This window comes from Arthrobacter pigmenti (genome assembly GCF_011927905.1).
Taxonomy (GTDB): domain Bacteria; phylum Actinomycetota; class Actinomycetes; order Actinomycetales; family Micrococcaceae; genus Arthrobacter_D; species Arthrobacter_D pigmenti.
This window is the reverse complement of sequence record NZ_JAATJL010000001.1, coordinates 483361-496306: the sequence shown is the minus strand read 5'-3', so window position 1 is coordinate 496306 and position 12946 is coordinate 483361. Positions and strand designations below refer to the sequence as shown.

At 64.8% G+C, this 12946-nt stretch carries 12 protein-coding genes; 4 read left to right on the top strand and 8 right to left on the bottom strand.

Translation table 11 applies throughout. The annotated features are described in order from the left end of the window. Positions 1-11: 11 nt before the first annotated feature. Positions 12-479, bottom strand: a complete 468-nt coding sequence (locus BJ994_RS02425) for an acyl-CoA thioesterase (protein WP_167991101.1) — start codon at positions 477-479, stop codon at positions 12-14. Between the two features lie 318 nt (positions 480-797). On the opposite strand from BJ994_RS02425, the gene BJ994_RS02420 reads away from it, so the two are divergent. Beyond that, positions 798-1487 (top strand): LysM peptidoglycan-binding domain-containing protein, encoded by a 690-nt coding sequence (locus BJ994_RS02420; RefSeq protein ID WP_167991099.1) that lies wholly within the window; start codon positions 798-800, stop codon positions 1485-1487. Positions 1488-1694: 207 nt separating this feature from the next. On the opposite strand, the gene BJ994_RS02415 is transcribed toward BJ994_RS02420, so the two are convergent. The 4 genes from BJ994_RS02415 to BJ994_RS02400 form a co-directional block, all read right to left on the bottom strand. Beyond that, entirely contained in the window at positions 1695-4193 is a 2499-nt protein-coding gene (locus BJ994_RS02415; protein WP_342450236.1) for a Tex family protein, read from the bottom strand. Positions 4194-4241: 48 nt separating this feature from the next. Next, positions 4242-5033 (bottom strand): SDR family oxidoreductase, encoded by a 792-nt coding sequence (locus BJ994_RS02410; RefSeq protein ID WP_167991095.1) that lies wholly within the window; start codon positions 5031-5033, stop codon positions 4242-4244. Positions 5034-5136: 103 nt separating this feature from the next. After that, entirely contained in the window at positions 5137-5775 is a 639-nt protein-coding gene (locus tag BJ994_RS02405; protein WP_167991092.1) for a hypothetical protein, read from the bottom strand. Positions 5776-5884: 109 nt separating this feature from the next. Further along, on the bottom strand, positions 5885-6892 hold the full coding sequence (locus tag BJ994_RS02400; RefSeq protein WP_209066489.1) for a hypothetical protein: 1008 nt from the start codon (positions 6890-6892) through the stop codon (positions 5885-5887). Positions 6893-7005: 113 nt separating this feature from the next. Here BJ994_RS02400 and BJ994_RS02395 point away from each other — a divergent pair, with 113 nt between their 5' ends. The 3 genes from BJ994_RS02395 to BJ994_RS02385 are packed head-to-tail and all read left to right on the top strand — an operon-like array spanning position 7006 to position 9930. Continuing rightward, a complete protein-coding gene (locus BJ994_RS02395; RefSeq protein WP_167991089.1) occupies positions 7006-8142 on the top strand; it encodes a type III polyketide synthase in 1137 nt (378 codons plus the stop codon). Beyond that, positions 8133-8816 (top strand): class I SAM-dependent methyltransferase, encoded by a 684-nt coding sequence (locus tag BJ994_RS02390; protein WP_167991087.1) that lies wholly within the window; start codon positions 8133-8135, stop codon positions 8814-8816. The genes BJ994_RS02395 and BJ994_RS02390 overlap by 10 nt, the downstream gene beginning before the upstream one ends. Beyond that, a complete protein-coding gene (locus BJ994_RS02385) occupies positions 8809-9930 on the top strand; it encodes an FAD-dependent monooxygenase (protein WP_167991085.1) in 1122 nt (373 codons plus the stop codon). The genes BJ994_RS02390 and BJ994_RS02385 overlap by 8 nt, the downstream gene beginning before the upstream one ends. Positions 9931-10119: 189 nt before the next feature. Here the strand turns inward: BJ994_RS02385 and BJ994_RS02380 are convergent, their stop codons facing one another. The 3 genes from BJ994_RS02380 to BJ994_RS02370 form a co-directional block, all read right to left on the bottom strand. Then, a complete protein-coding gene (locus BJ994_RS02380; protein ID WP_167991082.1) occupies positions 10120-10746 on the bottom strand; it encodes an FMN reductase in 627 nt (208 codons plus the stop codon). A gap of 72 nt (positions 10747-10818) precedes the next feature. After that, positions 10819-11022, bottom strand: coding sequence for a hypervirulence associated TUDOR domain-containing protein (locus tag BJ994_RS02375; protein ID WP_167991080.1), 204 nt, complete (start codon positions 11020-11022; stop codon positions 10819-10821). 47 nt (positions 11023-11069) lie between these two features. After that, positions 11070-12944 carry a glycoside hydrolase family 127 protein gene (locus BJ994_RS02370; protein WP_209066487.1) on the bottom strand — a complete coding sequence of 625 codons (1875 nt, stop codon included), beginning with the start codon at positions 12942-12944 and terminating at the stop codon, positions 11070-11072. Positions 12945-12946: the final 2 nt, after the last annotated feature.

Genomic DNA, 12946 nt, shown 5'->3' with positions numbered 1-12946 from the left:
CCAGAGCCGCGCTAACCGAATACTGGGGCACCAACGTAAGGGGCGAGCTGCGCCTTCTGCCGGTCAGTGATCCTCAGCAGCGCCCCACTGGTTCCGTCCACGAAGGCGAGAACGGTCTCGGCCTTGACGCAGATCCGGCCCGTCACCGGATCGTGGATGCGGTAGGAGATGGCGAGGCTGGCGGGCTTGACCTGCCCGATCCACACCTCAATTTTCAGCGGGATGTTGCGGTAGTCCAGAGTGGCCGTGTACTTGATGCGGTGCTCCACGACCAGGGCCTGCACTCCCTGATCAACTGAGGAGAACAGCGCCACTGGTGGGTCTTCGCCCAGGCCGCCGGTCCCTCCGGGCGGACCGAAGGCGTGGATACGGGCTTCTTCCAGAAGCCGCGCCACCTCGACGTTGTTGATGTGCCCATAGGCATCCATGTCACCCCACCTCATGGGAATTTCACAGGTGATTGTCTGGTGCGCGTCCATCCTTATGTTCTACAGTGGTCGATGGGGTTTCTGCCACTCGGAAAGCCAACCTCGCGATGCCCGTTCGTCAAGCACCGCAACATCTCGATTTGGCAACGATTGGAAAACCCTCTACCTTTGATAAGGAACCCGTTCAGGGACACACAAAGCAGATGCATAGTGCGCCTGCCACATATATGCCCGGTGCTGCCCCTCCACCGCACGTTGCTCGTCCGGCAGACACCACAAAGACCACATAATCAGTCAAGGGTGAGCAACGGCGCAAAGATGTCCGGGGACGGAACGAGTGCAGGTGGCCTTTTGGAGCATCGTACCCCCATGAAGAACCAGAAACTTAGCCTTAACGCGCGCCGCGGCCTTGCAGCTGCCGCCCTCGTCGGCGTCGGTCTCGGTGCATCCGCCGGCGCAGCAAACGCTGCCCCCGCCAGCACCTGGGACGCCCTTGCACAGTGCGAAAGCGGTGGCAACTGGGCCATCAATACCGGCAACGGATTCTCCGGCGGCCTGCAGTTCACCCCGTCCACCTGGGCTGCCTTCGGTGGCCAGGGTGCTCCCCAGAACGCCAGCCGTGAGCAGCAGATCGCTGTTGCCGAGCGTGTTCTCGCCGGACAGGGCTGGGGCGCATGGCCCGCCTGCTCCGCAAAGCTTGGCCTGACCGCCGGCGCCAACCCCACCCCGATCCCAGCTGCACCGGCTCCCGCACCCGTCCAGGTGCAGGCAGCTCCGCAGGTCCAGGTTCAGGCTGCCCCGCAGGTACAGGTACAGCCGCAGGTTCAGGCTCCGGCTCCTGTTGTTGAAGCACCGGCACCGGTTGTCCAGGCTCCGGTTGTCGAGGCTCCTGCGGCCAGCGGCGAGACCTACACCATCCAGTCCGGCGACACCCTCAGCACCATCGCTGACAAGCTGGGCGTCGAAGGCGGCTGGCAGGCTCTGTACGAGCTCAACGCCGACACCCTCATCCACGCCGACCTCATCTTCACCGGCGACGTACTCCAGCTGCCTGCCTAACAGGCTTCAGCTTCAACGGGACCCCGCAACGGCTTCGTTGCGGGGTCCCTTTGCGTCTGCGTCCGGGAACTGGTCTGCAGCCGGAAACTGAGTGGGATGGGGAGGAACCTAGACGGCGTCGGGACCGAACTGAACAGGGGTGAGGGAAATACCGCGCACCCTGGTCCAGGTTCCTCCCGGCGGATGCCCCAGCTGCCTCCTGGGCGGCTAGTCCTTCGGCACGAGACCCGCCGCCCGGAGCGCCTCCGCCATCGCCCCGTTTGCCGGAGCGGGCTTCGCGCCACCGCGGGAACCGTTACCCCTGGACCTGCCAGATTCGCCAGGCTTGCCGTTACCGCCCGCCTTGCCGTTTCCGTTTTGGGCGCCGTTACCGCCCGGTTTGCCGTTACCGCCCGGCTTGGCGTCACCGCTTTGGGCACCATTACCGCCGGGCTTACCGGAAGAACGACGACGCCGGTCCTCCCCTCCCCCGCGCGGCTCACGTCCGGGCTGCCCGCCGTCGGTGCGCCGCCCGGAACCTGACCGCCCGGGCTGCCCCGCGCCGTCGTCGTCCAGGCGAAGCGAAAGCGAGATCCGCTTCCTGTCCGGATCAGCCTCGATCACCTTCACCTTGACCACCTGACCGGACTTCACGATCTCGTGCGGGTCGCTGACGAACCGGTTTGCCATTGCGGACACGTGAACCAGCCCGTCCTGGTGCACTCCAACATCGACGAATGCCCCGAATGCGGCAACGTTGGTCACCACGCCGTCAATGATCATTCCCGGACGCAGGTCGGAAATCTTCTCGACGTCGGCGAAGGACGCCGTCACGAATGCAGGCCGCGGGTCGCGTCCCGGCTTTTCAAGCTCCGCGAGGATGTCCTGAAGCGTGGGCAACCCGATCGCGTCATCCACGTACCGGGCGAGGTCCAGCGAGCGGAGCGACCCGCCGGCGTCGTTCACCATGCGTCGCGCCACCGGGTAAGCCTCCGGGTGCACGCTGGAGGCGTCCAACGGTTCGTCACCACCGGTGATCCGCAGAAAGCCGGCGCACTGCTCGAACGCCTTCGCGCCCAGCCGCGGCACCTTGAGCAGGTCGGCACGGCGGGCGAAGGGGCCGTGCTGGTCCCGATGCGCCACGATGTTCCCGCTCAGCAAAGTCCCAACGCCGGCAACACGGGTGAGCAGCGATGGTGACGCCGTATTCACATCCACGCCGACAGCGTTCACGCAGTCCTCGATCACTGCATCGAGCGAGCGCTCAAGCTTGGTCGGCGTGACATCGTGCTGGTACTGGCCAACTCCGATCGACTTCGGATCGATCTTCACGAGCTCAGCCAGTGGATCCTGCAGCCGCCGCGCGATGGACACCGCGCCGCGCAGCGACACATCGAGCTCGGGTAGTTCAGCGGACGCGAGCGCGGACGCTGAGTACACGGACGCCCCCGCCTCCGAAACCACGAGTTTCTGCAGCGTCCGTTCCGGCAGCAGTGAGATCAGTTCGGACGCCAGTTTGTCGGTCTCCCGTGAGGCCGTGCCGTTGCCGATGGCGATGAGTTCGACGCCGTGGCTCGTAACCATGCGCGAGAGCGTGGCCAACGAGTCGTCCCACTTCTTCGCGGGTGCATGCGGGTAGATGGTTGCGGTCTCGAGGACCTTGCCCGTGCCATCGACGACGGCGACCTTCACTCCCGTTCGCAGACCGGGGTCCAGCCCGATGGTCGTTCGGCTGCCGGCGGGGGCAGCGAGCAGCACGTCCCGCAGGTTCGCTGCGAAGACGCGCACCGCTTCGGTTTCGGCGTCCATGAACAAGCGCACCCGCAGGTCGATCGAAAGCTTCGCGAGCAGGCGCCGCCAGGCCTGCTGTACGGTCTGCATCAGCCATGCGTCTGCAGGACGGCCATGATCCGCTACGCCAAGGAACGCGGCCACCGAGTTCTCGAAGCGGCGCCGGGCGCGGAGGGCGGCGTCGTCGTCGTCGTTCGCTTCTCCCTCCACGAGCGTCAACTGCAGCACGCCCTCCTTCTCGCCGCGCAGCAGCGCGAGCACGCGGTGGGACGGCATGGCAGACGGTGACTGGGAGAAATCGAAGTAGTCGGCGAACTTCTGGCCCCCGGCTTCCTTTCCGGCCACAACCTGAGACCGCAGGCGGCCCTGCTTCCAGAGGCGCTCGCGGAGCTCGTCGAGGAGGTCAGGATCCAACCCTGCGCGTTCCACGAGGAGCGCCCGCGCACCGGCGAGGGCGTCCTCGGGGGTGGGAACGGCGTCGTTCAGGTAGCGCGCCGCCTCCGCGGAGGGATCCTGCGACGGGTCCGCGAGCAGGCTGTCGGCCAGCGGCTCGAGGCCCGCCTCGCGGGCGATCTGCGCCTTGGTGCGCCGTTTGGTCTTGAAGGGTAGGTAGATGTCCTCCAGCCGAGCCTTGGTGGCGGCGCCGACGACGGCGGCACGCAGCTCATCCGTGAGCTTGCCCTGCGCCTCAATCGCCTCAAGCACAGCGGCCCGGCGGTCCTGAAGTTCACGCAGGTAGCGGAGGCGCTCCTCCAACTCGCGCAGCTGGGCATCGTCGAGCGTGCCCGTGACTTCCTTGCGGTAGCGCGCAATGAAGGGAACAGTTGAGCCGCTGTCGAGGAGTTCGACGGCAGCCCTTACCTGCCACTGCTGGACGCCGAGTTCTTCTGCGAGTTGTTCGAACAACGTTGGGCTGGATATAACTGGTGCGATCACGCCTGCCATTGTTGCATCAAGTCGGCGGGTCCCGTGGCTACCTGTGGGCTAACGCTGTACCTGCGTGTGGGACTTGTTGTAGAGGCGAAGGGTGAGACCGGAGTCAACCAGCAGCGTTTGTCCGGTGACGCCTCGCGCAGCATCCGAGAGCAGGAACACTGCGGCATCACCCATGTCGCGTCCTTCCATGAGGCGGTTGAGCACCTGGAAGTCGTTCACTTCCCTGTCCACGAGCTTCCGGTGTTCATCGGAGTACTCCTCCGGAAGCCCGGCTCCACCCTCGGAGGGAACATATCCGGGCGCTACGGCATTGCAGCGAACGCCAGACGCACCCAGGTCGATCGCGATTCCGCGGGTCAGGCCCTCAACGGCTGCTTTTGCCGCGGCGTAGATTGCGAAGCCCTCGGTCGTGGCCGATCCGTGCACTGATGAGACGTTGACGATCGACCCGGCGGCGTTTCTCTGGAGCAATTGCCGCGTGAATGCACGGCACATGAGCCAGGTGCCGCGCACATCGATGTCATGGACGCGGTCATACTCGGAAACTTCCACCTCGTAGAAGGGTTTGACCAGCCCGATCCCGGCGCTGTTGATGAGCGCATCCACGGGACCTGCTTCCGCGAAGATCCGCTCGACCTGATCCTCGTCGGCAATGTCACCGACGAGGCACCGGACCTGCGGGAAAGTCTCGGAAAGCCGTTGTGCGTTCTCCGACGAGAGGTCCACTCCCACCACCTGGGCGCCCGCGGCGAGGGCTGACTCGACCATGCCGCGGCCGATGCCGAGCCCTCCGGCTCCGGTGATCAGTACCGAACGACCCTCAAGACTGCCTAACGTCACGGTGAACTCTTTCCTCACGTTTGTAGATCAGCAGCTTGCTGACACCTGAGACGTTAACCGATGAGTGCAGCGTGAATCGAATCAAGCAGAACGAACACCGGTGCTAAGCGCAGCCCCCGCGGGTCAGTTCGATCACGAGCGGGTGCGTACCGGCGAACTCCTGGTCGCCGGTCGAATAAGCCACGTCGATTCCCTGCGCGGTTCCGGCCTCAGCGCCCTCCGCTATGGAAATCGAGACAACCAGGTTCACGTACTCGTGAGTGGTGATGTTGTAACCGTTTGCGGGAACCGGAACCACAGGCCCGGCTGGCTCAGCCTCCGGAGTAACAGGCGCCGCTTCGGCACTGTGCGTACCGTGGCCGCCCTCGTCTCCTCCGTGCGCCTTGTGGTGGCCTTCCCGGTTCGCCGCTGAGATCTCGGCCTTGATCAGCGTGAGTCCCTGCGGATCGGCCAGGGACACCCCGTCAATGGTGAAAGTCTCGAGGGCCTCGTTGTGAACCAGCACCGTGAATTCCTGATACCCGACGGACGGCTGTGCGGTGCAGAGGTTGGCGCCATTCTCGGCGAGATTCAGGGGATCATCGCCGAAATCTTCAGGCGTCTGCTGGAACGAACTGACATTCTGCTGATCCTCGCGCGGTGAATTGACGTTCAGCGGATTCTCTTCCACGGCCATGCAGCCGCTGGTCAGGATGGCCACCAGCAACGCACCACCGGTCAGAGCTGCCGATCGAGCTGCCACGAAAGTCCACATCCTCAGGGTTTCGGTATCAAGCCGCAGCGTAGCGGCCCGTGAATACTTACCCTGTATTCGGAGGCACAGCTCCCATGGTTTGGTGGCCACGCAGCTGCTACTCGTACAGGATGTACTCCGGCTGCGGCGTCAACGCCAGGACCTCCGCCGGCGTCATCAGGGGACCTAGCTTCACGTCCTCCTCGAAAAAGAGCTTGAAGCCGGCATGGATATTCGGTGACAGATCCTTCATCAGCGCATTGTAGGTTTCGATCTTCATGCCCGCTGACCCAATGCCGTCAACGCTCTTGATCACTTCGACGCCCTCGTATTCCTGGATCGCTGCCTCGTTGGACACGACGCTGGCCGACACCTGATGGAAGACAAGCGGCTTCTGCGGAAGGTTCTCCTCCTGCACAATTCCGTCGAGGTAGGTGGCAATCGCGTTGATCTCCTCGCCGGTGGTGTGGCCGTAGGAAACTCCCGGCAACTGGTCGGCGTTGATGTCCCATTCGGGGTCCAGTGCGACGCTCACATCGGGTTCCTTGAGCCACTTCTCGAGCGAGCGGACCTCCTCCTCCATGCTCGAGCGGCCCGGCTGCACGTTCAGCAGCAGAATGCCGTCATGCCGGCGGGCGGCCTCAAGATAGTCGGCAATGATGTCGTCCGATGCACGGGTGCGGTAGGCACCGTCCGCACCGGGAGCCGCCTGCACGACGACGGCAATCAGTTCCAGCACAGGCAGCACCGTGCGGCCTTCCGCCAGTTGCGCTCCGAGATCCTCGATCTCGGCAACCCGCTCGTCGATAGCGCCGATCCCCAGCCTGCCGAGCGCCGGCGAGTACGGGTGTCCGCTGAATCCCACCAGGCGATACTCAGGAAAGAGTTCGACGCCGCCGCGCGGCAACTCCAATTGTTCAGGAGTGGGTGAGGGCGTCGGCGTTGGAGTTGGCGACGGCGTGGCTGTCGGCGAGGGCGCCGTCGTCATCGTTTGTGGGGATGTTGCCGAAGATGGCGCCGTCGGTCTGGAGTCGGACAAATCCGGACCGCTGCAGCCCGCGACGAGCAGCGTCATCGCAAGGATAACCGCCACGGATACGGGCCGTACCCTCCAGGACCTCTTCATACCTCTACGCTACCGCCATCTCGACGCGCTGAAGCAGTACGTGACACCTAGTAAATCTAACAATCAGTATGCTTCGTATTGTGTTCGGTCAGCGGCTCACCTAAGAATGAACTATGACAGTGCTGATGAGGTCCCTCGAAACCGCCGTTCCGACAACCGTCATGGTTCAGTCCGTAGTGCGGGATGTTTTCGCTGCTCAGCCGGGCCTCAACCGTCTCGGGAAGCGGCTGGTCACAGCGGCCTTCGACTCCTCCGGCATCGACACCCGCTACACCGCCGTCGAAGAACTCACCCTCGAGCGGCATAACGAGGAGCCGCTGTTTTTCGACTCCGACACCATGACGATCCTCAGCCCGGGCACCAAAGCACGCAACGAGGTGTACGCCGAGCAGAGCACCAAGCTCTTCATCGAGGCTGCGCGGAAGGCACTCGACGCCGCCGAGGGCGTGCGTCCGGAAGACGTCACGCATGTGGTCACCGTGTCCTGTACCGGTTTCTTCAACCCGGGACCGGACTACAAGATTGTGCGTGCGCTCGGCCTGAACGCCTCCGCTCAGCGATTCCATCTGGGCTTCATGGGATGCTACGCGGCCTTCCCGGCCCTGCGCGCTGCGAAGTCGTTCTGCGACGCGGACCCGAACGCCGTGGTCCTGGTGGTGAGCGCCGAGCTGTGTTCGCTGCACGTCCGGTCTTCCAACAATCCGGACACCATTGTGGGCACGTCGCTCTTCGCCGACGGCGCCGCCGCCGCAATCGTCAGCGCACGCACTGACATTCCGCGTCCCGAGGGCAGCCTGCTGAGCCTGGACTTTTTCGAAACCACGCTCACCCCGGTCGGCGAGGAGGCGATGGCATGGAACATCGGTGACGAGGGTTTCGAGATGGTGCTCGGGACATACGTGCCGCACATCATCGATGAGCACATCGTCGAAGCCCTCAGCCCTCTGCTGGAGCGGGATGAGTCCCTGATCGGCAAGGAATACCGGGACATCGAGCACTGGGCCATCCACCCCGGCGGCCGCAGCATCCTCGACAAGGTGCAGGCCAAACTCAAGCTTAGCGATGACCAGCTGATTCCTGCCCGGGAAACCCTCCGCAACTACGGCAACATGAGCAGCGCCACCGTGATGTTCGTGCTGAAACACATCCTCGAACAGCCTCCAACACAAGCAGACGAGCGCATCTGCTCCATGGCCTTCGGTCCTGGCCTGACCGTCGAAACCGCCCTGCTCACCAAGACATGTTCCTGAGCCACCGGGACCTCGACGCCGTCGAGGAGATGGACAAACCCGGCTGTGATCCCGCCACGCTCGACCGCACGTACGCGCAGTTCAGCCTCATCAACCGGTTCGTTGCAAGGTGGCGCCGCATGTGGGAACGGCAGGTGCGTCCGGTGCTCTCAACGACGCGCACCAACACGCTGCTGGACATCGGTTCCGGTGGCGGGGACGTGCCGCGCGCCTTCGCCCGCTGGGCGTTCCGCGACGGCATTCGGCTCAGCATCACGGCCATCGATCCGGACGAGCGCGCCTTCGCCTTCGCCAACAGCCAGCCCACGACGCCGGGACTCACCTTTCGGCGCGCGTTCAGTTCGGAGCTGGTGGCGGAGGGGGAACAATACGACGTCGTCACCTCCAACCATGTGCTGCATCACCTCAGCCCCGACGAGCTGGACGGGCTGCTCCGCGACTCCGAGTTCCTCAGCACACGACTTGCCCTGCACAGCGATATCGAGCGGACAAGGATCGGCTACCCGCTCTTCTCACTCGCCACGCTTCCGTTCCGCGGATCCTATATCCGCGAAGACGGGCTGACGTCGATCCGGCGTAGCTACCTGGCGTCGGAACTGCGCGACGTCGTGCCTGAGGGTTGGCGCGTGGAGCGGCAGTTCCCCTTCCGGAACCTGCTGGTGCGCCGTGCCTGACGTCGTCGTCGTTGGTGGTGGGCCCGTAGGACTGCTTGCGGGAATCCTGTTGGCGCAGGCCGGGGTGGACGTGCGGGTGCTGGAACGCCGGACTTCACGGAGCAATCACTCCCGTGCGATTGGCATTCATCCGCCGGCGCTGGATGCGTTGGAAGCGGCAGGCGTTGCGGAGCAGCTGATAGCGGAGGGTGTCCGGATTCAGGGCGGCGTGGCGCGCAGCAGGGGACGGAGGGTCGCCGAGCTATCCTTCGACTGTGTTCCGGGCAGGCATCGCTACGTACTGGCGATTCCGCAGGAACAAACCGAGCGGATTCTCGCCGAGCGCCTTGCCCAACTCGCACCGGATGCGTTGCAGCGTGGAACGGCGGTGGAATCCGTGCACGACCTCGGGGGCGACGTGCTCACCCTCACCTCCGCCGGAACGTACCGTTCGCGGCTGGTGATCGGAGCCGACGGCGCGCGCAGCACAGTCCGCGACGCCGCGGGGATCCGGGCTCCCGTGCGGCCGTACGCGGATGCCTACGTGATGGGGGATTTCGCGGACACCACCGGCGATGGAAGTACGGCGGCGCTCTACCTCGAGCCGGACGGGATCGTGGAGTCGTTTCCGTTGCCCGGTTCGGTACGGCGCTGGGTGGTGCGGATGCCGGCGCTCGTGGACTCCCCCACCGCGACGACGGTCGCTCGCCTGGTGGCGGACCGGACCGGCGTTACCGTGAATCCGCACAGCAATACGATGCTGAGTTCCTTCGGGGTGCGGCGCCGCATCGCGGGCCGGTTCGTGCGGGGTCGCATTGCGCTGATCGGCGATGCCGCGCATGAGGTCTCGCCGATCGGCGGCCAGGGGATGAACCTCGGCTGGCTCGACGCCGGGCAACTGGTTCCGCTGATAGTTGCCTCGCTTGCCGGTCGCGACGTGGGCCTGGAACTGCGCCGCTTCAACAGCGAACGGCGCCGGGCAGCCGTAGTCGCCTCACGCCAGGCTCACGTCAACATGCTGCTGGGACGGCCGATGCCGCCGTCGTTATTGTCCGCCCGTAACCGCATCCTGGGCCGGGTCGCGGGGATTCCGGCGGTACACGACGCCGTCGCGCGAACGTTCACGATGCACTGAGGGTTCGCCACCGCGTTTGTGTTGCCGGAAATCCCACTGAGCAGGCAGGTTCACTGGGAAGGAACAGTTCGCTCCCAGTGGAACCGGGCACTCAGTGGGAAATTCGGCGCGGAGCGAGCGCGGGGAGTGCGCGGCGCGGGGAGTGAGCTGCGCGGAACGGCGGCCGCGCGGTCTCAGGCAGCTCCAGCCCTAGCGTCCCTGAACCTGCGCGAGCAGTTCCTCGAACGGCGCCGACGCCTGCAGACCGTCCGGGCGACGCGCTGATCGAGTACCCGCCATCATGCCGGTGAGCTCCGATGCGGCCCGGGCTACGCGCTGGTCGAGCGCAGGGGCTCCCTGCGTACCTGATCCCCAGTCCTCCGGCGCAGCGTAGACGGCTGTTGGCGCCACGCGTGCGCGCAGGTAGCTGAAGAGGGGGCGCATTGCGTGGTCGAGCATGAGCGAGTGGCGGATGCTGCCGCCGGTCGCGCCGATGAGCACGGGCATGCCGTCGAGGACCGTGTTGTCGAGGACGTCGAAGAAGGACTTGAGCAGCCCACTGTAGGAGCCGGAGAAGACAGGGCTGACCACAATGAGGGCGTCCGCATCCTTCACGGACTGCAGCGCGTCTGCCAGTGCGGGCGGGGCGAAACCGGTCACCATGTTGTTGGCAATGTCGACGGCGAGTTCTCGCAGTTCGATGGTGGTGACGTCAGCCAGCAGATCCAGCCCGTCGAGCTCGCGGCGGGTTGCTTCCGCAAGCTGGTCAGCCAGCATCCGGCTCGACGATGGGGTACTCATGCCACCGGACACCACTACTACTCGGCGCGTTTCCATTGCCGGTCCTCCAGTCCACTTGTTCATGCGTTTGCATCTAGTTGAACCGTCGCGGTCCGGAAAACATTCCCGCTAATGCTCCGAGAGCGCGCTTTCCTTGTGGGCGGCCTGCTTGCCGGTCTTCCCGCTCTCCACAATGTAGTAGGGCTCATCCGTGGAAGCGTTGAACTTCTGCCCTTCGAAGGTGAACTCCTTGTCCTTCTTCTCGACCACCTTGCCGTGCGTTTTGCCCTGCGAGGTGTTCCAGCTGACCTTGGTTCCTTTGCTGAATGACATGGGTCCAGCCTTGCACCCCGGGTTCTTGCGCACCACCCCCTCCGCACTCAACGGGAAGCGGGAGGGATCCAAACCCGCATACCGCCCGGACCTCGGTTGCCCCACCTGTAGTACGGAACCAGGTTCGCGGAAATACGGTCACTGATCGCAAAGTTCACCGCGGCATCGGGATACGGTTCAGCCGGACGGGCTCGGGTGCTGCCATGGACCCGGATTAGAGGTACGCCAAGCACGGCATCACGCCCTGCATCGACCAGCGTCCTTGAGGCGTCCAACACGAAGTCCTCCAACAGCACACCGTCGGGGAGGTCCGTCTGCTCCAGCGTGTACACCAGTGGCCCGCGCGTCACCGCTACACAGCCGCGTGCGGCGTCCAGGTGCGGGTGAGGCTGGCGAAGCTGGACGGACGTATCCAGTTTCAGCTCCACCTGGGCGACCCCCATGGCGGCGATCCGCACATACCCATTCTCCGGATCGAGGGACTGCGGCTCCCCATCGACGCGCAGGGTAAAGGCGTGCGACCACGCAGGAATCCGCAACGCAAGAACGCCCGTGAGTGTTCCATCGATCTTCAGGACCACCCGGCCGTCAAACGGGTACCCGGTGGCCACGGTGACTGTTGCTGCCGGGAGCGTGATGCGCGCCGGGTCGTAGAGGTGAAGCTGCAAGCCGCCGTCGTCGTCGGCTGTTGCCGTGTAGCTGGAGATCGAGGCGATGAGACGGGCGATGTTCGGCGGACAGCACGCGCAGTCGTACCAGCGGGCACGCCGCGCGGGTGCCTGCTCATGCTCACCGTCACGCTCCGTCCGGACCTGCAACGGGTTGGAGTAAAAGAATTCCGTGCCACCCGGCGAAATGGACCCGGCAACAGCGTTGTACAGGGCGCGTTCCAGCTCATCCGCGAATCGTCCCTCACCGGTCAACAGCAGCATCCGCCAGTTGAACTGCACGCTGGAGATAGCCGCACAGGTCTCGGAGTACGCCCGGTCAGGAGGCAGTTCGAAGGGATCACCGAATGCTTCGTCACGGTGCCGGGAGCCCAGACCGCCGGTGATGTACATCTTGCGCAGATGAACGTCGGACCAGATGCGGTGCAACGCTTCCAGCAGTGCGGTATCCCCGGCTTCCGTATAGACGTCGGCCACTCCGGCTGCCAGGTAGAGCTGCCGCACCACGTGGCCCGTTGCCCCACGGACTTCACGTACCGGCTCGTGGTCCTGGAAATAGCCGTAACCGAACCTGTCCGGCCCAACACTGCGGTGCCCGCGCGCGTCGACCATCCGCACCGCGAGGTCCAGCCAGCGCTCCTCCCCCGCCAGCCGGTACAGCTCCGCGAGAGCCGTCTCGATCTCCGGATGCCCGCACACCGGAAGCCGCCCGCCGGGAGGGAACTCTTCCTCGACCCGCTCAGCGAACCGGATGCCGATCTCAAGCAGGTCCCGGCGCCCGGTGGTACGCGCCCAGGCGATGCCGGCTTGCAGGAGGTGGCCCAGGCAGTACAGCTCATGTCCCCAGCGAAGGTCCGAGAACTGCTTCTCCGGCGTGGCCGAGTAGAAGGAGTTGAGGTATCCGTCAGGCTGCTGTGCCTGGCCCAGCAGCTGAATGGTCCGATCCACAAAGGGCAGGAAGCGCCCGACGTCGGACCGCCCCGCCTCCCAGCCGATCGCCTCCAGCACTTTATAGATGTCCGAGTCCGCAAAGTGAAAGCCTTCGAACGCGTGAACTTCGAGACCGGCAGCGCCGCGCATGTTCGCGAGCGCAGCCGACTTCTCGAGGTGCTCGATACAGTGCGGCAGCGTTGCAGCGGCATTTACCTGCTGCCAGGCACCCAGCACGCCATCGGGAGAAAGCACGACGGCGTCGAACGGCAGCGGCTGCACCGCGAGACGGTCCTGCGAAACCGGTTTAACGGGACCTGGCATTC

Bases quoted from the DNA above. Each gene is read 5' to 3' on its own strand.
- BJ994_RS02425 (WP_167991101.1), bottom strand. From the start codon at position 479: ATGGACGCGCACCAGACAATCACCTGTGAAATTCCCATGAGGTGGGGT.
- BJ994_RS02420 (WP_167991099.1), top strand. From the start codon at position 798: ATGAAGAACCAGAAACTTAGCCTTAACGCGCGCCGCGGCCTTGCAGCT.
- BJ994_RS02400 (WP_209066489.1), bottom strand. From the start codon at position 6,892: ATGAAGAGGTCCTGGAGGGTACGGCCCGTATCCGTGGCGGTTATCCTT.
- BJ994_RS02395 (WP_167991089.1), top strand. From the start codon at position 7,006: ATGACAGTGCTGATGAGGTCCCTCGAAACCGCCGTTCCGACAACCGTC.
- BJ994_RS02390 (WP_167991087.1), top strand. From the start codon at position 8,133: ATGTTCCTGAGCCACCGGGACCTCGACGCCGTCGAGGAGATGGACAAA.
- BJ994_RS02380 (WP_167991082.1), bottom strand. From the start codon at position 10,746: ATGGAAACGCGCCGAGTAGTAGTGGTGTCCGGTGGCATGAGTACCCCA.
- BJ994_RS02375 (WP_167991080.1), bottom strand. From the start codon at position 11,022: ATGTCATTCAGCAAAGGAACCAAGGTCAGCTGGAACACCTCGCAGGGC.
- BJ994_RS02370 (WP_209066487.1), bottom strand. From the start codon at position 12,944: ATGCCAGGTCCCGTTAAACCGGTTTCGCAGGACCGTCTCGCGGTGCAG.